The organism is Chelativorans sp. Marseille-P2723 (assembly GCF_902809845.1).
Classification (GTDB): Bacteria; Pseudomonadota; Alphaproteobacteria; order Rhizobiales; family Rhizobiaceae; genus Chelativorans.
Map to the genome: position 1 here is coordinate 432,647 of NZ_CADDWI010000013.1, position 22,375 is coordinate 455,021.

Consider the following 22,375-nt stretch of genomic DNA (forward strand, 5'->3'; position numbering starts at 1 on the left):
GAGAAATCATTCGTTAGTCGCGAATGGAGGCTGATGTCATGGCTCGAAGAACCTTTCGGCTGGTTTAACTGACACTAATGACGAAGTGCCAGTAAGTTCAGTTGCCCCTACGCCATACGTGGTGCCTCGAAATCGATGATCCGCTCGCGGGCCGTAGCGTTGCGCACTGCTTGAAAGCCCAGGCGGACAGCGCGCGTCCGGGGTGAGGATGGTCACTGTGGGGGCAGCTCGCGCCGGCGGGCCAGGATGTTGAGGATCACAGCCGACGAGCAGACGTTCTGCTCGAGCGCTTCCGCGCATGCGGCGTCGACCGCCGCGGTCCCGTCGTCGAGAACGGCCTTGAGGATTACCACCATCTGGCCGTCGGACGCCGATTACCCCGCCTACGGGGTCAATTTTGCACGCCTATACACACTCAAACTAATTCAAGAACCCTGGATATGACCAACGCAAAACCATTCCGCTATAATGCAAACCATTCCAGGAGGGGCTTGACGTGGGCCACCTTCGGGGTGAGCGCATTTGGTCTTGTGTCGGGATCTTATCCGACAGCCCTCAGGCTTTCATAGGAGACCATCACATGCTTCACATAGGCGGGGCGTTCGGTCAACCGTTGATAATAGGCTTCAAGGTTCGGCGCCTCAGCACGTTCGAAGCCTGCGAGCGTGAAATAGCGGTAGAGGGGCACGCCGATAATCACGTCCGCGAAGCATATCGATTCACCGCTGAGATACGGGCCGTCGGACAGGCGGGAGTTGATTATGCCCGTGAGCGACTTCAGGCGGGCGACGGAATTCGCGACCGCGGCCATGTCACGCTTAGCCTGAGGCGTCGCAAAAAGCGGCAAGAACACGCCGGCGAGGAAGGTCGGCTGAAAGCTGGTCTTCGACCATTCCGCCCATTTATCGAGCGCAGCGCGCTTTGCCGGATCAGCGGGCCAGAACGATTCGGCGCCGTACCTCGCCCCGAGATATCGGAGGATCGCGGCGCTTTCCCACATCGTAAGATCACCGTCCTGCAAGGTCGGCACCAGCCGGTTGGGGTTCAAGGTGCCGTATTCAGGCGTGCTGGTGCCGCCAAATTTACCGCCGACATCCCTACGTTCGAAATCCAGGCCGAGCTCGGCCAAGGCCCATGCGGCGATCTGCACATTGGCTGAAGTTGCGCGGCCCCATAGCGTTATCATCTACCATTCTCCTCTCAAGCGCTTCTGTTCTTCTGCAGATTAAGATCTATTTGTTGCCACCGCATTGCAGCCTCCGCTGATGTCGATGTCGGTTTCGGCGGTTGGGGGCAGTTCGAAATTCGCGCCGGCAGTTCGAAATTTTGCAACCTCCTTGAATCTTCGACTACATCGGAATGTTCTACAACCTGAAGCCTGCGCACGTCAGGAACGGGTTGCTGTCGCCCGTTGACCCGAACGACAGCAGAAATGTAAGCCGAGGGCGTCTGCAAAATGCGAGGCTATTCACAACGTCGCCAATGGAGCCTCTGAAGGAGGCAGGTCGGTACATACGCAAAGACCACTTCAGCCGCCATACCGATGGTCTCGCCCGCCGTGTTGTGCGGGTGAATGGTTCTGCCGATATCTACGTCATCCCCTCCCTCTCGATGGCAAGACAGATCTCGCCGCCCCCATTCGGTCCGACGATGACGCCGCGAAGTTCGGGATAGGAAGAGTTTGCAGGCAAGCTCTGCCTTGGCGGCTTTGCGCCCTCACATCGGGATAGCGTCATTGACCGAGACGAATAACGGCTTAAGCATCACAGCCCGGAGGCATTAGCTTGTGGAAATCGGTGACGCGCTGATAGGCGTCGCCGGCGCGAAACAGAACCGGTTCGGCAAATGGGCGCCCGACAAGTTGGAACGCGGCAGGCATGCCGTTACTTGTGAACCCGCATGGAATCGAGAGTGCCGGCAATCCAAGATAAGCAATACCGCGGGTGTAGGTGGTAATCAGGCCGATGACCTCAGCCACTTCTTCAGGGGGCAACTCGGTCGTTGCCGAGATGGATGGCACAGGTACTGGCAACGTGGGAATATGAACCATGTCCGCGTGACGCATCGCGGTTTCAATCCATTCGCGGATGATCCCGGCCCGCATGCGGAGAGCATCGAGGTATCGGACTGCAGAGACCTGATAGCCAGGGATTATGCGGCTGCGGACTTGAGCGCCGTAGTCTTGCCCTCGCTCAGACAGCCATTGCCGATGCAGGCTCGCAGCCTCCGCCGTCATCACCACCGTCATCAATGAATTGATAAGGTCCATATCCGGCGGAGTGGTCTCAACGATTACCGCTCCCGCTTCTTTCAGCACGGCAAGACTCTCGTCCATCAGGCGCTGGACTTCGGCGTCGGTATGGTCCCGGTAGTAGCCGGTGGGAACGGCGATGCTGATGCCGCGGAGATCCTTGCCAAGATGTTCCTCGAAAACGGGAAGGCTCAGATTCACGCTGGCAGGGTCTCGCGGGTCGAAACCGGCGATCACTCGCATCACTCTTGCTACGTCTCGCACCGATCTGGCGAGCGGCCCTATAACATCCAGGCTCGGTGCAGCCGGCATCGAGCCATACCTAGGAACCAGGCCTATTGTCGGACGCAGGCCGACCACTCCGCTCATTGCGGAGGGGTGTCGCAAGGAGCCACCTGTATCCGACCCCAGAGCCACCGGCACCAGCCGGGCAGCGACTGCCGCGCCGGATCCTGAAGACGAGCCTCCGGACCCATATTCAGTGTTCCACGGGCTGCGTCCGTGTCCGTAATGTCGGTTGTACCCGGTTGGTGAAAATGCAAACTCGGCAAGGTGCAGCGTTCCCAGATCGAGCGCACCGCTCTGATCCAGTCTTTCAAGCGCCGTGGCAGTCGTGTCAGGAACGAAATTCTTGCGGATGATCGAGCCGCCGGTGCAGCGGCGTCCGGCGCGATAGAGAAGGTCCTTGTGCGCAAGGGGAGCACCGGCCAGCAGCCCCAACTCCTCGCCCCGGGCTCTGGCAAGGTCGATCGAGCGAGCGGCCTCCAACGCGGCGTCCGGCTGCAACTCTATGATCGCATTATAGCGCTGGCCCAGGGTGGCCAGCCTGTCGAGTGCCTCTCGCGCAAGAGCCTCAGCAGTGAAGTCGCCATTGCGAACCCCCTGCACCATGTCGAGCATATCGAGCGTGCAAGATGCAGTCACTTCACCTTCTCCGTTAGTTGAAGAAGGTCCGCGCCGGCGAGAACACCGGCATCGATGGTGAGACGACGCTGGGCTGCACGATCCACCGTCGCCCCCTGCTTCTCGGCGAGCTCTGCGAGTTGCAGATGCTCAGCGTCATCTAACGGCACCCCATGGGTGCGAATACGGCGGTCGGTTTCCATACTGCACTTCCCCTGATCGGACTTGATTTGCGGCCCTAATGTACGCCGAGGTACTGGGTGAGACTGTCGAGGTTTGCGGCGACGTTGGCGGTAACATCCGAATGCACCACTCGCCCCGTCTCGAGGACATAGAGCCGGTCCGACACGTCTAGCGCGCTGTAGAGATTCTGCTCGACCAGAAGAATGCCGAGGCCTTCCCCCCTAAGCTCTGCCATGATCTTCTCGAGGTGGCGAACCATCACCGGCGCAAGGCCTTCGGAAGGTTCGTCCATGAGGATTATGTTAGGGTCCGTCATCAGAGTGCGCGCTATAGCGAGCATCTGTCGCTCGCCGCCGGAGAGCTGGTCACCACGGTTCTGCCGACGCTCTGCGAGACGCGGGAAGAAATCGAAAGCCTTTTCAAAGGTCCATCCGGTCTTCTCATGAGCCGGCTTGAGGACAGTGAGATGCTCCGTAACTGTAAGAGAAGGAAACAGGCGCCGTCCCTGTGGGACGTACCCGATACCTTTTCTTGCGACCTCGAAGGACGGCAATCCAATCAGTTCCTCGCCGTTCCACTTAATGCTACCGATAACACGGCTTGGTGGTTTAACGCCCATGATCGACCGTATGAGCGTGGTCTTGCCCATGCCGTTGCGGCCGAGCAACGCGACGATTTCGCCTTTTCCCACGGAAAGGCTCAGATCGTTCAGAACGTGCGCCTCGCCATAAAAGCTGTTGACCTCGCTCACCTCAAGCATCCTGGCCGCCCCGTCCTAAATAGACATCCTGAACGTCCGTGTTGTTTTTGATCTTTTCGGGTGATGCCTCCACGAGCAGTTTGCCGTTGTTCAGCACCGTTATGTAGTCGACAAGGTTCATGACGATATCCATGTCGTGCTCAATCAGTATCAGCGTGAGGTCACGCGGCAGCGCACGTATGATGTCGGAGACGATGACGCGCTCGCGCGGCGACAGCCCAGCAGCCGGCTCGTCCAGGAGGAGAATTCGAGGTTGCGTCGCAAGCGCCATTGCGAGTTCCAGCTGGCGCTGCTCGCCATAGGACAGCTCAGTTACCACCGAGTGGCGCCGGTTTCCGAGGCCGGTCATCTCAAGAGCGGCGGCACCGCGCTCCGCCTCGTCTGGGTTCAGGGTCGGCAACGTGGCCAGTGCGAATTTGCGCGGTGTGTGACCGAGCATCGCCAGGAGGACGTTTTCCGCAACGCTCAGCCGAGGAAACAGGTTCGTGATCTGAAAGGTTCGGCTGATCCCCATCGCGCTACGTTTGTGAACTGGCGCGCGGGAGATGTCGTTGCCGTCGAACAGCACGCGCCCCTGCGTTGGGCGAACCACGCCAGTCATCGCATTGAACAAGGTGGTCTTCCCTGCTCCGTTGGGACCTATGATCGCCCGACGCTCGCCACTCCTGATAGCCATGCTGACCGCGTCGACCGCTACCAGCGCGCCAAACTGAACGGTAACATTCTCTAGCCGAAAATAGTCTTGCACGGCATCCCGACCTTGCTTGCAGGGAGTAGGTTGCGGCCGGCCCGAAGGCCGACCAGTTATGCATGGTGCGAGTGCCCGAGCTTAGCCCTGATAGTCTCGCGAGAACGCCGGCTGGCGAAGATATTCCTCGGGATCGTACGTCCAGAACTGGGATACCGCCGGATACTCGGCAATCGGCTCGTTCCAAAACCTACCGTCGGGACGCTTTCGAAGCGATCGGATGACAACGTCGTAGATCGGGTTGCCGTAGTCGTCGAGCTTCACTGCCGTACCGAGCGGCGAGCCCGTCAGTTCCGTCTTGGAAACTGCGGCTAGGAATGCCCCCGTGTCGCTGATGTCGCCATCGATGGACTTCAACGCCTCGTCGATCCACATGGCCCCAGAATACATCGCAAAGCCATACAGCGAAGGGAGGTTCTTGTAGGCCGCTTCGTATCGGGCAACGAATTCCTGAGTTGCAGGAACGGTCGAACCTTCTGCGAAATGCGCCGCCGAGACGATTCCTTCCACCTCGTCGCCCATCGTGCGGATGACCGACTGATCGGTCATGTTCATTGCGCCGATCAGCGGGATGTTCCCCTTCAGTCCGAAATCACGGTACTGCTGCATGAAGCGCGTCGCGTCGGCACCCGTCTCCATGGCGAAGATCACGTCGACGCCGAGCCCCGCCAGTTGACCGAGATACGAGCTGAAATCGGACGTATTGAGCGGGTGCCAGAACTGCCCGATCACCTCGCCACCGCCGGCGCGGAACACCTGGGAGAAGCCACCACACTGCTCATGACCGAAGGTGTAGTCCTGGCTGATCGTGGCGGCCTTCCGCCATCCCTGAGCCAGCGCCCAGTCGGCCAGCGGCCGCGGGAAATGGCTCGCGGAATAGCCCGCCACGCGGATGACGTTGGAAATCCGGTGGCGCTGCGTGAGGTCATCGGCGGCAATGATGGGAATGAAATACGGCGTTCCGGTCGACTCCACATAGTTGGCGACCGCGAGGCCGGTGTTGGCCAGCAGGTTGCCGAAAAGGAGATGAACCTTTGCCTGCTCGACCAGTCGGCGGGCCTTCTGCAACGCGATGTCAGGATTGGCGCCATCGTCCTCGACAATGATCTCCACAGGCCGGCCGGCAATCAGCCCGCCTTTTTCGGCGAAGTACATCTGGAAGCCGTCGACCATCTCGCGGCCGCCGGATGCAACCACGCCTGTCAGCGGAGCCATCAGGCCGATCCGGATTGGCTCGCCCTGCGCCCGCGCCATCCACGACCCCGACAAAGGGATGCTCGCTGCCAACGAGCCGCCTGCAAATAGGAATGTTCTGCGGTCCATGGTGTTACTCCTCATTTTATTTGTTTCCCCCTTGACTTAGCCCCGGCAATCGTCACCGGGAACTACGGCTGGTCCATTTGCCAAAGCCGTCCTTCAATCGACCCAGCACTCCGTCAGGAGCGAAGATCATGATGATGATGAAGACCGCACCGAGCACGCTCTGCCAGCGCTCCGTGTAGAGGCTGACAACGTTTTCAAGGGCGATGATTGCAGCGGCCCCGATGAAACCGCCGAACAAGGTTCCGACGCCGCCGACGATTGTCATCAGCAGACCCTCCACCGACAGGACCAGCGCCACCGCAGATGGGCTCACGAAGTTGTTGAACACCGCGTACAGTGCCCCGGCCATGCCTGCGAAAAAGCCGGAGATCGTGAAGGCGGCAAACATATGCAGAGGCACATTGTATCCTAGGGCCTGCATCCGGCTTTCGCTGTCGCGGATCCCCCGCATCGTCAGCCCGAAGGGCGAACGAACGATACGCCACATCGCCAAGGTGATGAGCGCGACACATACGAACACAACGTAGTAGAACGATACGTGATCATTCAGGAACTCAGGCCGGCCCGGTCCCCGAAGCCCGTTCTCGCCGCCGGTGACGGAGGTCCAGCGAAGGCAGATTCCCCACACCACCATACCAAGTGCCAAGGTCAGCAGCAGGAAGTAGACCCCGGAGGTTCGGATCGCTAGCATCCCGAACACGGCAGCCAGCATCGTTGCCATCAGCACCCCCGCGATCATGGCCACTGCTATCGAGCTGCCATCCTGCGCCAGCCAGATGGTCATGTATGTAGCGGTGCCGAAGATGGCCCCGTGGCACAGGGATGTGCGACCCGCGTAGCCGGCGAGCATGTCGATCGACATTGCAAGCACCGCGAAGATCAGCACCTCGGTCAGAACGCTGACCTGGTAGTTCGGTAGCACCATCGGAAGCGCGGCCAGCACCAGCGCGCCGAGCAGGACACTGACCGTTGCAGCCTTGCCTACGCGGCTCGTGCTGAGATCGCCCGCTGCAGCCGCTGAATCGGATGATAAGCTAGCCGTCATCAAACTGACCTTCCAAACAGGCCCAGGGGTCTAAAGGCGAGCAAGAGCGCCATCGGTCCGAAAATCACGAAGTAGGCGAGCTCCGGAAACATCACCTGCCCTATGGTATTGAGCATGCCGACAGCGATAGCACCCACCGCCGCCCCGAGAAGGCTTCCGCGACCGCCGATGATCACGACGGCCAGGGAGAACACGAGGATTTCCGCGTCGGCGCTTGGATAAAGTGTCAGGAACGCACCACCGATGACACCGCCGAGCCCGGCCAGCGCCGCGCCAAGGAGGAACGTGAACAGAAAGATGCGACGGATGTTGACGCCGAGAGCGGCAATCGTTTCCGCATCATCCACTCCGGCGCGGATCAGCGCCCCGAGGCGCGTGCGGTTGAGCAGCAGCCAGAGCAGAATGAAGACGGCGATGCCCAGGCCAAGCACGAAGAGCCGGTATTTTGGGTAGAAGAAGCCGGACCAGTTCAGCGCACCCCGCAGCAACTCCGGCACAGGGACGGTGAAGGTGTCGCCGCCATATAGCACCAGCAGCATGTCGTTGAGCAGGAAGGTGACACCCAGCGTCAGGAGCACCTGGCGCATCTCGTTGTCGCCAACGAACCGGAGAAGGCCGCGTTCGATCACGAGACCGATCAGCGCGACCGCGCCCATCGCGGCCATTGTGCCGATGAGGAAGCTGCCGGTCGTTGTTGCGGCGGAATAGCCGACGTACCCGCCCGCCAGGTACAGGGCACCGTGCGCGAGGTTCACGATGCGCAGCAGGCCGAAGATCAGCGTGAAGCCGGAGGCCACGATGAAGAGGAGCGCGGCAAATGTGAGCCCGTTCAGGATCTGGAGCAAGCTCAGCCCGTTCATCTGCTTCCAACTCCGCTGACGTGTCGGCGCGGACGGCGGTTATTCCCCGGGGCGAACAGGCTATCCATCCGACCGCGCTGCCTCGTACCAGTCCAGGATCTGTTCTCCGTTCCAGAACACGACGCCCGTGAGGCTTGCGGCATATTCGTAGACAGCCTCGAGATACTTGATCCGGTGCGGCTGGCCCGAGATGTACGGATGAACGGCGACGGCAAGAATCTTGGCGCGGTTCGCGCCCTCCTCGTGAAGCCGGTCCAGGCTGTCCTTGAAGCGATCCAGCCAGTAGCCTGATTCATGGTTGGCGACAGCCATCATCGGGATATCGTTATGCTCGACGGTATAGGGCAGCGTGACCAGCGGCCCGTTTTCCGTCGCGATCTCACAAGGCTCATCGTCCCAGACCCAGTCGCCAATGTATTTCACACCCGCCTCAGCGAGCAGGTCCGGCGTCTCCAGCGTTTGGGTCAGCCCAGGCCCGAGCCAGCCCTTTGGACGCTGGCCGGTGAATTTTTCGAGAATGTCCATCGTGCGATGGATCATTTCGCGCTGGTTTTCGATCTTGTGGATCGGGCCCTGTTCATAAGCATGGCCCATGAACTCCCAGCCTGCCTTCAGTGCTTCCTGCGCGACCCGCTCATAGTCCTCGCAGACGCGGGCGTTGATCGAGAGGGTCGGCTTGATACCGAGACGACGGTACAGATCGAAGAAGCGCCAGACGCCGACGCGCATGCCGTATTCGTGCCAGCTCCAGTTCGGAACGTCCGGGAGAAGGGCCTGGCCCGTCGGCGCGGGGATCACCTGCCTCGCCATTGGGCGCGCGATATCCCAGACTTCCAGGTTCACGATGCTCCAGATCACCACCCGTGCGCCATCCGGCAGCTTGAGTGCAGGGCGGTCGATGATTGCGCTGTAGGGTGCGCGATCACGGGGCAGCATGCTCATTCATTTTCTCCATTGAAATCTCGGATAATGCCGGACAGCCTCGACAGGGACGATTTCAGCAGGGCATGCAGGTTCAGGTACAGGAATCCCGCCCCCTTCTCGACGTACAGGGCGGCGCTGTCTTCATCGACGGGAAGCCCGAATGCGCAGCCGGCCCTGCGCAAGCGCACCATGATGTCCTCGACCGCGTCCAGCACGTCCGGATGCCGGGGGTTGCCGGGATGTCCCATCGACAAAGCGAGGTCATTCGGCCCGATCAGCACGAGGTCGATACCCGGAGACGTGGCGATCTCTTCCAGTCGCGCGTGCCCTTCGATCGTCTCGATCTGGGGGATGAGAAGGAGGTCGCCCTCGCGTCCGTTGCTGGCATCGCGCGCAACCTCTACGAGTTGCCGGCATTCCGCTGCGGATTCCACCTGCGGCAGCACGATGCCATCGACCCGGCAATCGATGTATCGGATGAGCAGCGCGGGATCGGGCGTCGGCACGCGCACGACCGCGCACAGCCCAGCCGCATGTGCCATCCGGGCCATGATATGAACGCTCTCCACCGAGACCGGCGTTCGCTCGCAGTCTATGAACAGGCAATCGGCCCCGGCGCTGGCGATCGGGTCAATGACTGGAAAGGCCGCGCCACCCGGATTGACCACCAGAACTGGCTGACCACTGGCAAGCTTGTCCTTGATGCGGCGCACCATCGTCATGCGCGAAGTCCCCTTGCCTCGCCGGACGTGCTAGAGAGTGCGCACCGTGCAGCAGCGCCTGTCTTGCGACGCCCATGTCCAGTGATGGATTCCCCCTGAGACATTCTACGCCCCCACTCGAAGGGATGGTAGGATGCACCTCGCCCGGAAAGAAGAAGCATCAGTCGCACACCGCGTTGCGCGAAACGCAACACCGGTAGCCGCGTACGTATTCCAGCTGTCCTGCCGTATGATCGCGATCTTCGGCCCTGTCGGCCTGCCGCGGTTGATGCTATTGCGGTTCGGGATCGACGGGGGAAGGCCAATGAACGAGATTGCGTTCGCGTATTTCATCGAGGTCGTCAGACTTGGGTCGATCCGCAAGGCGGCGGACGCGATGCACGTTTCCCCGTCCTCGATCAGCCGGATGATCGCGCGCCTCGAGCACGATCTCGGCACGGAACTTCTCGTCCGTCACTCCAAAGGGATCAAGCTCACCGATGCCGGTGCATTGCTGAACCAGTTTGCGCGCAAACGGGATCGCGAATGGGATCGATTGCGTTCCCAGTTCGACGCATTCAAGCGGCTGGAGGTGGGGCATATCGCGATCGCGACGGTGGAAGGCGCACTTTCCGGCTTTCTGCCCTCGTTCCTGAAGAGTTTTAGCCAGCGCTATCACAACCTCACCTACGAGATTCAGGTGTGCAGCACCGATGAGGTCATGCAGGCCGTCGGCGATGACCGGGCGGATATTGGCATTGCCTTCCAGCCCTACCCACGCAGCAATGTTCGCTGCGTCGCCGAGCTCCGACAGCCCGTCTATGCGATCATGGCCCCCGACCATCCCTTCGCCCGCCGTTCGCAGGTCACCTTGGAAGAGCTTCTGGATGAGCCACTCGGGATGCCCGACCGTTCGTTCGGCGTCCGTCATCTAGTCGAGAACGCACTCAAACCGCAGCGTCTTGAATTGAAACTGCGCATGGCGACGAATTCCATCGAGATGACCCGGCAGTTCGCGCTTTACGGCATGGGGATTGCTCTTCTCCCCGCCTTCGCCATCGAGCACGAGATCAGCATGGGTTCCCTGGTCCACGTGCCCGTGGCGAGCCGGGAGCTGGAGTTGGCACGCATCCAGATATGCCTGCACGCTGAGATCGAGCCCTCGGCGGCAACTCAGCGGCTCGTTGCCGCTATCTGCAACAGGATCGGTGGGATGGAGGGTGGCGCGGTCTTCAGATGACGCGCGCCAATCTCAGACACCCACAATCCTGCGCCTTCAGCGTCTCCAGCAACTGCGGGTCGAGCGTCTTGTGGTCGGCGGCGAGCGAGGAGATGCCCGCCACAGGCACCTTCGATCTAGCCGCAGGGTCGGCCACTTCTTCCGGCGACTGAAACAGCGGACCGGCGATCATTTCGAAGCCGATGTTGCCGAAGCCTGAGGCTATGATCTTGGGCGCCGCGATCGTGTCCATCCTGGCGAGCTTGGCGACCCTCACTCTGGGCGCTTCGCCGAGGGTCTCCTTGAGCACGTCAATCCGGTCGAGCAGTGTCCTTTATTCCGGCTCGCCTTCATAGGCAGCGCTGTGCAGGGCGCAGGTCAGTGCCGTAATGTATCTGGGGCGCTTGAAGAGCCTTCAGCCTCCTGCAGCTTACCAAGCAGTTCAAGCCACTGTTCCGGGATTTCCCGTCGAAGCTCGAAAGCTGGCAATCGGCGGAGAAAGCGAATGTTCTCCGCACGACGTATCTGCCGGCTTAAAAGCCGCGCCATTCCCGGCGCCGCCGCCGCTCTGTCGTTTTTTCGCGGCATTTCATGTCTCGTGTTTCAACTCTCATCTCTTCAACGGGAAAAACGTTACCGGGGGAAGGACGTTCCGTTAGGGGGCTCGATGACGGCGGGTCTTCGGCAACAGGGTAAAATTTGTATAAATTTTGCTTTATCGCGGCGCACTGTTTCTTAGCGTTTCGCGGCCCAACCTTTGCTTAACAATGCCCATATCGGTTTTATTAACCTTAATTTGACGTTTCCCTGATCATTGTCGCTCCAGTTTGCGGTGCAACCGCATGCGAGGGGGCGCACGGATGAACAAATCCCGCATCATTATTCTGGGCGTTGCGGTCGCCGCCGCTATCGGCGCCGGCTATATGGCCAAGAACCTCGTCGCTGCAGAGCCGCAGCAGGTAATCATTGAAGCCCAGCCTGCCGAACCCGCCATGGAACTGGCGGAGGTGCTTATCGTAACGCGCGATGTGCCGCTGGGCGAACCCGTGGGAAATGCAACAGGGTGGCAGGCTTGGCCTGCGGGTTCCGTCAACAGCACCTTTATCACCCGTGAACAAGAGCCTGATGCGATCGAGGAGTTGAAGAACGCGGCCGCCAAAGTGTCACTTTATGCGGGAGAGCCCCTCAAGCGCTCGAAACTGATCGGTGAAGGACAGAGCCTGATGTCGGCGATCCTTCCTCCGGGAAAGCGTGCCGTGGCAACGCACATTGCGGCTGCCACTTCCGCAGGCGGCTTCATCCTGCCGGGAGACTATGTGGATGTCATTATCACGCGCCGCTCCGACACTGCATCCACTCCCAGCGGCTACATCACCGAGACGATCCTGGAGAACATCCGTGTTCTTGCGATTGACCAGACGATCCATGAGGACGAGGAAGGCCGCCGGGTAAAAGTCGGAGAGACAGCTACACTGGAGCTAACCCCGGAGCAGGCTGAAGTCATTACTGCAGCTCAGCAAATGGCCGACCGGCTGACGCTTTCCTTGCGGTCGATTGCCGATGTCAGCGAAGAGCCCGTGAATCAGGGATCATATCTCGTCACCGGTTCCGGACGCGGCAACAGCATACGCCTTATACGTTCAGGCGAGGTCACGATTGTGGGGACGCGTAGATGAACACAAGGCCGGACCTTCGCAGAGGAAGAATGGCAAGCGCCTTTATGATTGCATGGGCGAGCCTTCTTGCCTTGGCCGCTCCGGCAGGCATTCCCATGCTGGCAAAGGCCGCTCATGCAGAGGGCATCATCCAAGCGCGTGGCGCCGGGCTGCAACGCATAAAGCTGGGGCTCAACAAGTCACTCGTGATCGACCTGCCCCACGACGCCTATGACATACTCGTCGCAAACCCGGCGGTTGCGGATGCCATTACCCGCACGGCCCGCCGCATCTATCTGTTTGGCAAGCAGGTGGGCCAGACCAACATTTTCGTCTTTGGCTCCAATGGCGAGCAGATTGCCAGTCTCGATGTGGAGGTGGAGCGCGATGTTGCCGGCCTTGAAGAACACCTGAAGCGATTCATTCCCAACTCGAACATCCAGGTTGAACTCATAAACGACAATGTTGTGCTGACGGGCACTGTGGAGACCCCTCTCGACGCTTCCCGCGCCGCACAGCTTGCGACAATCTTCGTCACAGGCGGCGAAGCGACGACGGGACAATATTCGCAGACCGCGGCAGCCCCTACCGATGGTGGCGGCGTCGCCATCAACAATCCCGATGCGGAACGTCGGGTAAGCCGCGTCGTCAACATGCTCCAGATCGTCGGTGAGGATCAGGTAACGCTAAAGGTCACAGTCGCCGAAGTCAGCCGGTCTGTAATGAAGCAGCTCGGCGTGAACATGATCGGCTCCGGCAGCGTGGACGGAATAAGGTGGGGCGCGATTGTCGACAACTTTGCCGGGCTTGGAACGCCGCTCGCCAATTCCGGCGTCGGTGTCACGGGTTCGACGCTGGATGCTTTTCTTAATGCCATGGAGCAAGCCGGGGTGATGAAGACCCTTGCAGAGCCGACCCTTACGGCGGTCTCGGGGGAGAAGGCGACCTTCCGCGTTGGCGGCGAGTTCAATATCGCCCGCAATCAGAAGGTGGACGAAGACAGCAATTCGATCACCTACGAGATCGAGCAGATCGATTACGGCATAGGGCTCGAATTCCAGCCGGTGGTTCTGTCGCCTGGCCGCATCAGCCTGAAGATCAGGACCCAGGTCTCTGAGCCTACGGCCGACGGATCGATTTCTCTTTCGAGCGGCAGGCGGAATCCGCCCGGCATGAACGTGATTTCCATTCGCAAGCGGTTGGCTGACACGACGGTGGAGCTTCCCTCCGGCGGTTCGATGATGATTGCGGGGCTTGTCAGGGACGATGTCAGGCAGGTCATCAACAGCGTGCCCGGCATCTCCAGGATCCCCGTACTGGGCACATTGTTCCGCAGCCGTTCCTTCGAGCGGAACGAGACGGAACTTGTCATCATCGTCACACCCTATCTGGCGCGCCCTGTCGCGCGCACTGCCCTTGCAAAGCCCGACGACAACTTCAACCCTCCCAGCGACGGCGCCGGCGTGTTCCTGGGACGCGTTAACCGCGTCTTCGGAGCAATGAAGACCGATCTGCCAAACGGACGCTATCACGGCGTCGTGGGCTATATCTACAAGTGACGGAACGGCCATGACCACACCACGGATGAAATGGATGGCAGCGGTTGTGGCAGTGGCAGGCGTTCTTGCAGGCTGCACCCACCGAGACTCGGTCATTGTCGGCGCTGTTCCGGACGATTACCGGACCAACCATCCGATCGTACTGACGGAGGGGGAGGAGGTGCTGGATATTCCGGTCGGAATCCTTTCCTATCGCCTCAGCGGGCAGCAGGAGGCTGCGATCGCCGGCTTCATGGACAATTATGGCGAAAGCGGCAAATCCGTCGTCACTATTCTCGTGCCGGACGGCGCAGCCAATTCACCCGCAGCGGCGAGCGTCTCCCGCGAGATGGCAACTTCCCTCAGAAAGCACGGCGTGCCCCAGGGCTACGTCCAGATCCTCGCTTACCAGGCTTCTCCGGCAGATGTTGCACCGATAAGGCTGACCTTTTCGCGCCTGAAGGCGACGGTCGGGCCATGCGGCCGATGGCCGGCCGATCTTACGGAGAACTATGAGAACCGCCACTACGCCAATTTCGGCTGCGCCTATCAGAACAATCTCGCCGCCCAGGTCGCCAATCCGATGGATTTACTCGGGCCGCGCAAGATGACGACCATCGACGCGGAGAACAGGGGCCACGCCATCAACGATTACAAGAACCGCAGGATTTCCGAATCGTTCTGGGAAAATAGCGAAGTCTTCTATGACTAGTACTGCAGGCGCTCCATGACCAATCTGGCTTATAAGACTGAGCATACCTTCAACTGGAAAGAGGAAAGCGCAAGCGCAGCTCTCCAGTCATTACGCCCTTTGCCTCGCATTTCTATTCAGGTGTTCTGCGAGACGGCCCCCGTGGCCGAAGCGATCGAGAAGGCTGGCGCGGACCGGCGCATGGCCAAGACGCATGTGAAGATGCACATGGGCGGAATTTCGGCGGCTATCGAATATTATCAGTCCGCCGCCACGCCAAATCTCATTATCCTGGAATCGCGTACCGAGCCTGGGGAACTGATTGATTCGCTCAATCAACTGGCCGAGGTCTGCGACGCCGGTACGAAGGTCGTGGTGATTGGCCATTACAACGACGTCTGGCTCTATCGTGAGCTTATCCGCACGGGCATATCCGAATATGTGGTGGCACCGGTCTCCATGCCGGATATTGTTGGCGTGATCGCCGGCATCTTCACCGATCCTAGCGCCGGCCCTATAGGCAAAGCGCTGGCCTTCGTCGGGGGGAAGGGGGGGGTCGGTTCTTCCACACTCGCGCACAACGCCGGGTGGGCCATGTCAAAACTGTTCGAGAGCGAGGTGATGGTTGTCGACCTCGACCTGCCCTTCGGCACCGCAAATATCAATTTCGATCAGGACCCTCCGCAGGGCATCGCCGAGGCGGTCTTTGCACCGGAGCGCCTTGACGAGGTCTATCTTGACCGGCTTCTTGCGCAATGTGCCGAAGGCCTCTCTCTGCTGGCCGCGCCCTCGACGCTCGACCGCGTCTATGATTTCGATGCGGAAGCGTTTGTTCATATCATCGATACTGCGCAGCGCACCGCGCCGGTGGTAGTGCTCGACGTGCCGCATTTGTGGACGAGCTGGACCAAGACCACGCTCGCGCGGGCAGATGATATCGTGCTCACCGTCACGCCGGAACTCGCCAATTTGCGCAATGCGAAGAATCTGATCGATACGCTGCGCAAGCTCAGGCCGAATGACGATCCTCCCCGGTTGATCATCAACCAGACGAACGTCCCGAAGCGGCCCGAGATCGGCGTGGATGATTTCGCCGATGCGCTGGGGCTCGTGCCCCTTGCAGTCATCCCCTTCGAACCGCAGCTTTTCGGCAAAGCCGCCAATAGCGGCCGCATGCTCGGCGAAACGGACGCCAACCACCCCATCGTCCAGGCGATCAACGACATGGCGCATGTGCTGACCGGCCGCCGCGAGATCAGGCAGAAAAAGAAGATCGGCCTCGGTGCGCTTTTCGGCCGTCTGGGCAGGAGGAAGTAGACGGCCATGTTCGGCAGGAGAAACGCCGGCCCGACAGGAGGTGGATTGCAGAGGCCCGCTGCACCGGTCGCTTCGTCCCGCGATAATGACGAAGCGCTGCTCCCGCCGGATCGCCCGGCGCCGGCCCAGGCGGATCTGCCTTCGGCGCCCTTTCCGCCGGCGCCGGATACACCTCGGCGCCCTTTCCGCCGGCGCCGGATACACCGCGCCGAGCCGCTTCGCCGGAGCGTACCGCGCGAGCAGCATTCTCGCATGGTGTCCGCGAGCACACCGAAGACTATTACGACACAAAGAGTCAGGTCTTCTCCGCTTTGATCGACACGATTGACCTATCGCAGCTTGCAAGGCTCGATGCCGACAGCGCGCGCGAAGAAATCCGTGACATCGTCAATGACATCATCGCCATCAAGAACTTCGCGATGTCTATTGCCGAGCAGGAGGAACTGCTCGACGATATCTGCAATGACGTTCTCGGCTACGGCCCCTTGGAGCCGCTTCTTGCCCGCGACGAGATCGCTGACATCATGGTGAACGGGGCGCGCAACGTCTATATCGAGGTGCAAGGCAAGGTCGAGCAGACCAATGTTCGCTTCCGCGACAACCAGCAGCTTCTCAACATCTGCCAGCGCATCGTCAGCCAGGTGGGCCGCAGGGTCGACGAGTCGAGCCCGATCTGCGACGCGCGTCTGCCGGACGGCTCGCGCGTTAACGTGATCGCGCCGCCGCTGGCCATTGATGGTCCCTCCCTCACTATCCGGAAGTTCCGGAAGGACAAGCTGACGCTGGATCAGCTTGTTCGATTCGGCGCCATCTCGCCGGAAGGCGCAGAGCTTCTCAAGATCATCGGCCGGGTACGCTGCAACATTCTCATCTCGGGAGGTACTGGTTCCGGCAAGACCACCCTCCTCAATTGCCTGACCAGGTTCATCGACGCAGACGAGCGCATCATCACCTGTGAGGATTCCGCGGAGCTGCAACTACAGCAGCCCCATGTCGTCCGCCTGGAGACGCGCCCTCCCAATCTGGAAGGGGAAGGCGAGGTGACGATGCGTGATCTCGTGCGCAACTGCCTGCGCATGAGGCCGGAACGCATCATTGTCGGCGAGGTGCGCGGCCCTGAAGTCTTCGACCTGCTACAGGCCATGAATACCGGCCATGACGGTTCCATGGGAACGATCCATTCCAACAGCCCGCGCGAGTGCCTCAACCGAATTGAATCGATGATGGCAATGGGCGGGTTCCAGCTCCCGCCGCGCACGGTGCGCGAAATCATCGTCGGCTCCGTGGACGTCATCATCCAGGCCGCCCGCCTGCGCGATGGCTCGCGCCGCATCACGCACATCACGGAGGTGGTAGGAATGGAGGGCGACGTGATTATCACGCAGGATCTGATGCTCTTCGACATACGGGGGGAAGATACAAGTGGGCACATCCTTGGCCGGCATGTCTCCACCGGAATCGGGCGGCCCGCCTTCTGGGAGCGCGCGCGCTATTACGGCGAGGAGGCAAGGTTGGCCTCGGTGCTGGATGCGATGGAGAAAAAGTCGGATTGATGTTTGGCATGGACCTGACGCTTCTTGGCTTCATAGTGCTGGCGGCTGCAAGCGCCGGGGCGGTCGCCTATGCGCTGCTGTTCAACTCGCTGGCGGAAGAGAAGAAGGCGGAGCGACGGCTGGAGACGATCCGCAACGCCGAAACCGACCGGAACCTTGCACGCGACGCTCGCGACAGGGCGGCCGAGGCGGCGAAGCGGCGCAAGTCGATCCAGGAATCCTTGAATGATCTGGATGCCAAGCAGAAGGACCGCGACCGCTATATTCACCGGCCGCCGCTGAAGGTGCAGCTTCGCCAGGCCGGCGTCGAGATGAGCATGCGCCGGTTTTATGTCTATTCAGGAGTTTGCGGCCTGTCCCTGGCCCTATTCGCATTGCTCGCAGGAGCGCCGCTCCTTGCAGCGCTTGGGGCGCTGTTGGCCGGCACCTTCGGCGTGCCCCGCTGGTTCGTCGCCTTCCTGCGCAAGCGGCGGATAAAGGCGTTTCTGGAAGAGTTTCCCAACGCGTTGGACATCATCGTGCGCGCCGTGAAATCAGGGCTGCCGCTCAACGACGCGGTCCGCATGATTGCTAGTGAATCCAATGAGCCGGTACGCACTGAGTTCCGCCGCCTGGTCGAGGCTCAGCATGTTGGCCTTCCCATGGCCGACGCTGCCCTGCGCATGGCCGAGACCATGCCCTGCGCGGAAGCCAACTTCTTCGGCATCGTCATCCAGATTCAGAGCCAGGCGGGCGGAAACCTTTCCGAAGCGCTAGGCAACCTCTCCCGCGTTCTGCGCGAGCGCAAGAAGATGAAGGCGAAGGTGCAGGCTCTTTCTATGGAAGCTAAAGCATCCGCAGCCATTATCGGGGCCCTTCCGGTAGTCGTGGCCTTTCTGGTTTTCCTCACTACGCCCGGCTATATCATGCCGCTTTTTACTACAAGCGTCGGCCATCTCATCCTCGGCGTCTCCGCTATCTGGATGTCGATCGGCATCTTCATGATGCGTCAGATGATCAATTTCGAGGTGTAGCGCGAAATGGCCGGGAATGTCGTCGATACGCTTACCGATCCCGGCTTTCTCATCGCGCTTCTCGTGTCGATCGCGGTCTTTGCCACCATTTTCACCATCATTCCCATAGGCGGCGGAGACACGCTGAGAGCGCGAATGAAAGCTGTTGCGCTGGAGCGGGACGAATTGAGAGCAAAGCAGCGCGCGCGCCTTGCCGCTGAAGCCGACCGGCGCCGCCGCACGGGCCTGCGCCAGGACGACGCAGCGCACATCCGAAGCATTGTCGACCGGCTGGATCTGCGTCGGGCGCTCGCCGACGAGGCGACGGCGTCCAAGCTCAGAAACGCTGGCTTCCGCGGCGATCGCCCGTTGACGAAGTTCCTCTTCTTCCGTCTCGTTCTGCCCTTCGCAGGGTTGGCGTTAGGCGCCTTCTATGTCTTCGTTCTCGACGCACTTCCCGGGCAGCCTCTCGTCATCCGCCTCTTCATCTGCATACTGGCCGCCTATGCCGGCTTCTATGCGCCGGTACTTTACGTTTCCAACAAGGCAACTCGGCGCAAGCAATCGATACAGAACGCGTGGCCGGACGCACTGGATCTTCTCTTGATATGTGTGGAGTCCGGCATCTCCGTGGAGGCCGCTTTCCGCCGGGTTGCAGATGAGATTGGCACACAATCCATTGCGTTGGCGGAGGAATTCGTTCTGACGACGGCCGAACTCTCGTTCCTTCAGGAGCGACGGCAAGCGTATGAGAACCTTGCTAGCCGCACGGGCGTGGAGGCGGTCAAGAGCGTTACCCAGGCTCTCATTCAGGCCGAACGTTACGGTACGCCCGTCGGTCAGGCGCTGCGGGTGCTTGCCAATGAAAGCCGCGATCAGCGCATGAACGAGGCGGAGAAGAAGGCGGCGGCCCTGCCGCCGAAGCTGACCGTACCGATGATCCTTTTCTTCCTTCCGGTCCTCTTTGCGGTCATTCTCGGTCCTGCCGGAATTCAGCTCACCCAGAATGGCGTCATGAATTAGCTAGACGTCGCCAGTGGCAGCGGCAGCGGCGATGCGATCGCGCCTCTCCTCACGCGCAGAGATCATCTTGTACAGATGCACCATCATCGCCGCCGCAAAAAGCGGTGTCAGCAGATTGAGCAGCGGGACAGACAGGAAGGCAGAGATTACGAAACCGGCAAGGAACACCGTGGCCGAATGACGGCGGCGCAGGGCCTTCGCCTCGGCCTCGGTGCGAAAGCGCATTGCAGCAAATTCAAAGAATTCGCGGCTGAGCAGATAAGCGTTCACCACGAAGAAGGCGATAAGATTTACCCCGGGCACGAGAAGCAGGAGTAGCGCCACCATATTGCCGAGCACGACCACGCCGAAAAATTTCAGCGACAGGACAATGCCGCGCAAAAGTGGCACGGCAACCCCTGGCGGATCCTGCGGGTAGCTTTGCCTTTCCACCGCTTCGGCAACATCGTCGAGAAAGATGCCGGCAACAATCGCCGTCACCGGCGCGATAAGCAGGGCAAGGGCCAAGGCGAGCCCGATCCCGGCGACAATGGCGGCAAGAAGCCCGAGCCAGCCAGCCCAGGCCGGCAGGCCCGGCATCAGCGCCTCGAGCCAGGGCAGCGCGAATGCTTCGAATAGTTCCTTAAGGGCCACCCACAAGCCTGCGAGGATAAGGAGCGTCAGGCCCAGTGACTTGTATAGGGCAGAGCGGAAAGGCGGCGAGAAAAGCTGCCTGGCAGCGGCGCGCGCAGCATCGAAGATCATAACGGACCCCTCTCCTGGCAATAGGCCTCTTTTGCCAGATATGCACAAGGCTGCATACACGCAAGCGAGCGCATCCTTCGTATTTGCAAAACCGGTGGAAGGCGTTAAACCCCCGGCGGGCTCGGACGCTTAAGGTTCCAACGCGGAGATATTCATGAGCGATTACGACGTTCTGTGCATTGGCAATGCCATCGTCGACATCATCTCGCGCTGCGATGACGCGTTTCTTGTCGAGAACGGTATCATCAAGGGCGCGATGAACCTGATTGATGTCGACCGCTCAGAACTTCTCCATCAGCGCATGGGCCCCGCCATCGAGACCTCCGGCGGAAGTGCGGGCAACACCGCCGCCGGGGTTGCAAGTTTCGGCGCTAGGGCCGCCTTCTTCGGAAAAGTCTCGAACGACCAGCTCGGCACGATCTACAGGCATGACATCCGGGCGCAAGGCGTTGCTTTCGATACGACGGCTCTCGACGGAAACCCTCCCACGGCACGTTCCATGATCTTCGTCACGCCGGATGGCGAGCGCTCCATGAACACCTATCTCGGGGCTTGCATGGAGCTCGGGCCGGAAGACGTGGAAGAGGAAAAGGTCCGCGCTTCCAGGATTACCTATTTCGAAGGTTATCTGTGGGATCCGCCCCTCGCCAAGGAAGCAATCCGGAAAACAGCGGCAATCGCACATGCAGCGGGACGCGAGGTGTCGATGACGCTTTCCGATCCTTTCTGCGTAGACCGCTATCGCGAGGAGTTCCTGGAACTGATGCGCTCCGGCACGGTCGACTTCGTTTTCGCCAATGAGCATGAACTCATTTCGCTGTACCAGACGTCTTCCTTAGAGACTGCCCTTGCCGCGCTTAGAGGCGATTGCAAGTTCGGTGTCGTCACGCGCTCGGAACGCGGCTCCATCGTCATCCGTGGGGATGAGACCATCGCTGTCGATCCCGAAAGAGTCGACACGGTGGTCGATACGACCGGCGCCGGTGATCTTTACGCGGCAGGGTTTCTCTTCGGCTACACCAAGGGGCTCAGCCTGGCTGATTGCGGCCGGCTTGGCTCGCTCGCGGCCGGGCTAGTCATCCAGCAGGTCGGCCCGCGCTTGCAGACAAGCCTGAAGCACGCCGGCCAGCAGGCGGGGCTTATCTAGCATCCAGGCGTGACCAGTCCGCAAGCCGTTCAGGTTCGTCTTCAAACTGCCGGATAAAGCAGTCTTGGGTACGTCCAGTGCTTCACGTCATGTCGGAGATTGGCAAGAGCCTTCTTGCGGTTCAACCCAAACGGTGCATCACTGGTACTGGGCTCACTGTTTGGAGGGGACATGTTCACCGACCTCTTGCTTGCCATTCTGCACCATCTGTTGATGTTCCTGCTTGCGGGAACGCTGGCTGGCGAATTCGTCCTGATGCGCAAGGGCCTTGCAGGGAGGAACCTGTCGATCCTTGCCCACCTTGACCGCGTGTTTGGAGCGGTCGCGCTTACACTTGTCCTTGTGGGCGTTGGCCGGGTCATCTACGGCCTGAAGGGCTGGGAGTTCTACGTCGCCAACCATGCCTTCTGGGGCAAGATGGCCGCCTTTCTGGCGGTTGCCCTCATCTCCATCAGGCCGACCATGAAAATCCTGCAATGGCATCGCGCCGCGCGGCAAGCGGGGACATATGTCGTTCCAGACGTGGAGATTGCCGCCGCACGCCGTTTCCTGGTGGCCGAATTAGCCGTCTTTGCTCTGATACCCATCTTCGCAGCCATGATGGCACGCGACGTCGGCTAGCTAAAGATGTACACTTATAGGGTCATGTACCTTGAGGCTTTTGGCGCCGGCGACATGACCATGAGGGTGGCGTGCCCCGTGCCTTGCTTAAGCTGACCCTCCCCTGCGCTGCGGGCCGCTGCGCCACCAGCGTGCAATTTTACCGCAGCAGTCCCAGCCGGCTTTGGCCGCCGGCTT

21 protein-coding genes and 2 pseudogenes are annotated in these 22,375 nt (G+C 60.5%); 10 read left to right on the plus strand and 13 right to left on the minus strand.

Going from position 1 to position 22,375, the window contains the following annotated elements; translation table 11 throughout:
- Positions 1-227 precede the first annotated feature (227 nt).
- The 11 genes and pseudogenes from HUS57_RS13460 to HUS57_RS13510 all read right to left on the minus strand — a co-directional run.
- Positions 228-407, minus strand: a pseudogene (locus HUS57_RS13460) (IS21 family transposase); the annotation flags it as partial.
- Positions 408-541: 134 nt separating this feature from the next.
- The gene (locus HUS57_RS13465) at positions 542-1,186 is read right to left on the minus strand and encodes a glutathione S-transferase family protein (protein WP_173934420.1); all 645 of its coding nucleotides are present in this window, start codon (positions 1,184-1,186) and stop codon (positions 542-544) included.
- Positions 1,187-1,756: 570 nt separating this feature from the next.
- Positions 1,757-3,175: an amidase gene (locus tag HUS57_RS13470; RefSeq protein WP_173934421.1), complete on the minus strand. Its 1,419-nt coding sequence runs from the start codon at positions 3,173-3,175 to the stop codon at positions 1,757-1,759.
- Positions 3,172-3,357, minus strand: coding sequence for a hypothetical protein (locus HUS57_RS13475; RefSeq protein WP_173934422.1), 186 nt, complete (start codon positions 3,355-3,357; stop codon positions 3,172-3,174). Before HUS57_RS13475 ends, HUS57_RS13470 begins: the two co-directional genes overlap by 4 nt.
- Before the next feature lie 35 nt (positions 3,358-3,392).
- Positions 3,393-4,088 (minus strand): ABC transporter ATP-binding protein, encoded by a 696-nt coding sequence (locus tag HUS57_RS13480; protein ID WP_210256078.1) that lies wholly within the window; start codon positions 4,086-4,088, stop codon positions 3,393-3,395.
- A 1-nt stretch (position 4,089) separates the two neighbouring features.
- A complete protein-coding gene (locus HUS57_RS13485; protein WP_210256079.1) occupies positions 4,090-4,845 on the minus strand; it encodes an ABC transporter ATP-binding protein in 756 nt (251 codons plus the stop codon).
- An 81-nt stretch (positions 4,846-4,926) separates the two neighbouring features.
- Positions 4,927-6,168, minus strand: a complete 1,242-nt coding sequence (locus HUS57_RS13490) for an ABC transporter substrate-binding protein (RefSeq protein WP_173934424.1) — start codon at positions 6,166-6,168, stop codon at positions 4,927-4,929.
- A 52-nt stretch (positions 6,169-6,220) separates the two neighbouring features.
- Positions 6,221-7,213, minus strand: coding sequence for a branched-chain amino acid ABC transporter permease (locus HUS57_RS13495; protein ID WP_173934425.1), 993 nt, complete (start codon positions 7,211-7,213; stop codon positions 6,221-6,223).
- Positions 7,213-8,073 carry a branched-chain amino acid ABC transporter permease gene (locus HUS57_RS13500; RefSeq protein WP_173934426.1) on the minus strand — a complete coding sequence of 287 codons (861 nt, stop codon included), beginning with the start codon at positions 8,071-8,073 and terminating at the stop codon, positions 7,213-7,215. The genes HUS57_RS13495 and HUS57_RS13500 overlap by 1 nt, the downstream gene beginning before the upstream one ends.
- Positions 8,074-8,133: 60 nt before the next feature.
- Complete coding sequence (locus HUS57_RS13505; RefSeq protein WP_210256080.1) at positions 8,134-9,015, minus strand: polysaccharide deacetylase family protein; 882 nt, start codon at positions 9,013-9,015, stop codon at positions 8,134-8,136.
- A complete protein-coding gene (locus tag HUS57_RS13510; RefSeq protein ID WP_173934427.1) occupies positions 9,012-9,719 on the minus strand; it encodes an aldolase/citrate lyase family protein in 708 nt (235 codons plus the stop codon). The genes HUS57_RS13505 and HUS57_RS13510 overlap by 4 nt, the downstream gene beginning before the upstream one ends.
- 304 nt (positions 9,720-10,023) lie before the next feature.
- Between HUS57_RS13510 and HUS57_RS13515 the strand changes: the two genes are divergently transcribed.
- On the plus strand, positions 10,024-10,938 hold the full coding sequence (locus HUS57_RS13515; RefSeq protein ID WP_173934428.1) for a LysR family transcriptional regulator: 915 nt from the start codon (positions 10,024-10,026) through the stop codon (positions 10,936-10,938).
- Here the strand turns inward: HUS57_RS13515 and HUS57_RS13520 are convergent.
- Entirely contained in the window at positions 10,931-11,227 is a 297-nt protein-coding gene (locus HUS57_RS13520) for a hypothetical protein (RefSeq protein WP_173934429.1), read from the minus strand. The two genes, HUS57_RS13515 and HUS57_RS13520, sit on opposite strands and share 8 nt — an antisense overlap.
- A 550-nt stretch (positions 11,228-11,777) precedes the next feature.
- Here HUS57_RS13520 and cpaB point away from each other — a divergent pair.
- The 7 genes and pseudogenes from cpaB (at position 11,778) to HUS57_RS13555 (ending at position 19,686) form a co-directional block, all read left to right on the plus strand.
- Complete coding sequence (gene cpaB / locus HUS57_RS13525) at positions 11,778-12,593, plus strand: Flp pilus assembly protein CpaB (protein ID WP_173934430.1); 816 nt, start codon at positions 11,778-11,780, stop codon at positions 12,591-12,593.
- Between the two features lie 29 nt (positions 12,594-12,622).
- On the plus strand, positions 12,623-14,131 hold the full coding sequence (locus HUS57_RS13530) for a type II and III secretion system protein family protein (RefSeq protein WP_246727875.1): 1,509 nt from the start codon (positions 12,623-12,625) through the stop codon (positions 14,129-14,131).
- 10 nt (positions 14,132-14,141) lie between these two features.
- Positions 14,142-14,822 (plus strand): CpaD family pilus assembly protein, encoded by a 681-nt coding sequence (locus HUS57_RS13535; protein WP_173934432.1) that lies wholly within the window; start codon positions 14,142-14,144, stop codon positions 14,820-14,822.
- 15 nt (positions 14,823-14,837) lie between these two features.
- A complete protein-coding gene (locus tag HUS57_RS13540; RefSeq protein ID WP_173934433.1) occupies positions 14,838-16,118 on the plus strand; it encodes a CpaE family protein in 1,281 nt (426 codons plus the stop codon).
- Positions 16,119-16,214: 96 nt separating this feature from the next.
- Positions 16,215-17,671: pseudogene (locus HUS57_RS13545) on the plus strand (CpaF family protein).
- Positions 17,671-18,684 carry a type II secretion system F family protein gene (locus HUS57_RS13550; protein WP_173935197.1) on the plus strand — a complete coding sequence of 338 codons (1,014 nt, stop codon included), beginning with the start codon at positions 17,671-17,673 and terminating at the stop codon, positions 18,682-18,684. The pseudogene HUS57_RS13545 and the gene HUS57_RS13550 overlap by 1 nt, the downstream one beginning before the upstream one ends.
- 6 nt (positions 18,685-18,690) lie before the next feature.
- Positions 18,691-19,686, plus strand: coding sequence for a type II secretion system F family protein (locus HUS57_RS13555; RefSeq protein WP_173934434.1), 996 nt, complete (start codon positions 18,691-18,693; stop codon positions 19,684-19,686).
- On the opposite strand, the gene HUS57_RS13560 is transcribed toward HUS57_RS13555, so the two are convergent.
- Positions 19,687-20,430 carry a sulfate transporter family protein gene (locus HUS57_RS13560; protein WP_173934435.1) on the minus strand — a complete coding sequence of 248 codons (744 nt, stop codon included), beginning with the start codon at positions 20,428-20,430 and terminating at the stop codon, positions 19,687-19,689. It lies immediately after the preceding gene.
- Positions 20,431-20,584: 154 nt separating this feature from the next.
- Here HUS57_RS13560 and HUS57_RS13565 point away from each other — a divergent pair, with 154 nt between their 5' ends.
- Both HUS57_RS13565 and HUS57_RS13570 read left to right on the plus strand, forming a co-directional pair.
- Entirely contained in the window at positions 20,585-21,577 is a 993-nt protein-coding gene (locus HUS57_RS13565; RefSeq protein WP_173934436.1) for an adenosine kinase, read from the plus strand.
- A 171-nt stretch (positions 21,578-21,748) separates the two neighbouring features.
- Positions 21,749-22,198 (plus strand): DUF2214 family protein, encoded by a 450-nt coding sequence (locus HUS57_RS13570; protein ID WP_173934437.1) that lies wholly within the window; start codon positions 21,749-21,751, stop codon positions 22,196-22,198.
- Positions 22,199-22,375: the final 177 nt, after the last annotated feature.

Coding starts and splice junctions, on each gene's coding strand:
- HUS57_RS13465 (WP_173934420.1), bottom strand. CDS start 1,186: ATGATAACGCTATGGGGCCGCGCAACTTCAGCCAATGTGCAGATCGCC.
- HUS57_RS13475 (WP_173934422.1), bottom strand. CDS start 3,357: ATGGAAACCGACCGCCGTATTCGCACCCATGGGGTGCCGTTAGATGAC.
- HUS57_RS13490 (WP_173934424.1), bottom strand. CDS start 6,168: ATGGACCGCAGAACATTCCTATTTGCAGGCGGCTCGTTGGCAGCGAGC.
- HUS57_RS13495 (WP_173934425.1), bottom strand. CDS start 7,213: ATGACGGCTAGCTTATCATCCGATTCAGCGGCTGCAGCGGGCGATCTC.
- HUS57_RS13500 (WP_173934426.1), bottom strand. CDS start 8,073: ATGAACGGGCTGAGCTTGCTCCAGATCCTGAACGGGCTCACATTTGCC.
- HUS57_RS13505 (WP_210256080.1), bottom strand. CDS start 9,015: ATGAGCATGCTGCCCCGTGATCGCGCACCCTACAGCGCAATCATCGAC.
- HUS57_RS13510 (WP_173934427.1), bottom strand. CDS start 9,719: ATGACGATGGTGCGCCGCATCAAGGACAAGCTTGCCAGTGGTCAGCCA.
- HUS57_RS13515 (WP_173934428.1), top strand. CDS start 10,024: ATGAACGAGATTGCGTTCGCGTATTTCATCGAGGTCGTCAGACTTGGG.
- cpaB (WP_173934430.1), top strand. CDS start 11,778: ATGAACAAATCCCGCATCATTATTCTGGGCGTTGCGGTCGCCGCCGCT.
- HUS57_RS13530 (WP_246727875.1), top strand. CDS start 12,623: ATGGCAAGCGCCTTTATGATTGCATGGGCGAGCCTTCTTGCCTTGGCC.
- HUS57_RS13535 (WP_173934432.1), top strand. CDS start 14,142: ATGACCACACCACGGATGAAATGGATGGCAGCGGTTGTGGCAGTGGCA.
- HUS57_RS13540 (WP_173934433.1), top strand. CDS start 14,838: ATGACCAATCTGGCTTATAAGACTGAGCATACCTTCAACTGGAAAGAG.
- HUS57_RS13550 (WP_173935197.1), top strand. CDS start 17,671: ATGTTTGGCATGGACCTGACGCTTCTTGGCTTCATAGTGCTGGCGGCT.
- HUS57_RS13555 (WP_173934434.1), top strand. CDS start 18,691: ATGGCCGGGAATGTCGTCGATACGCTTACCGATCCCGGCTTTCTCATC.
- HUS57_RS13560 (WP_173934435.1), bottom strand. CDS start 20,430: ATGATCTTCGATGCTGCGCGCGCCGCTGCCAGGCAGCTTTTCTCGCCG.
- HUS57_RS13565 (WP_173934436.1), top strand. CDS start 20,585: ATGAGCGATTACGACGTTCTGTGCATTGGCAATGCCATCGTCGACATC.
- HUS57_RS13570 (WP_173934437.1), top strand. CDS start 21,749: ATGTTCACCGACCTCTTGCTTGCCATTCTGCACCATCTGTTGATGTTC.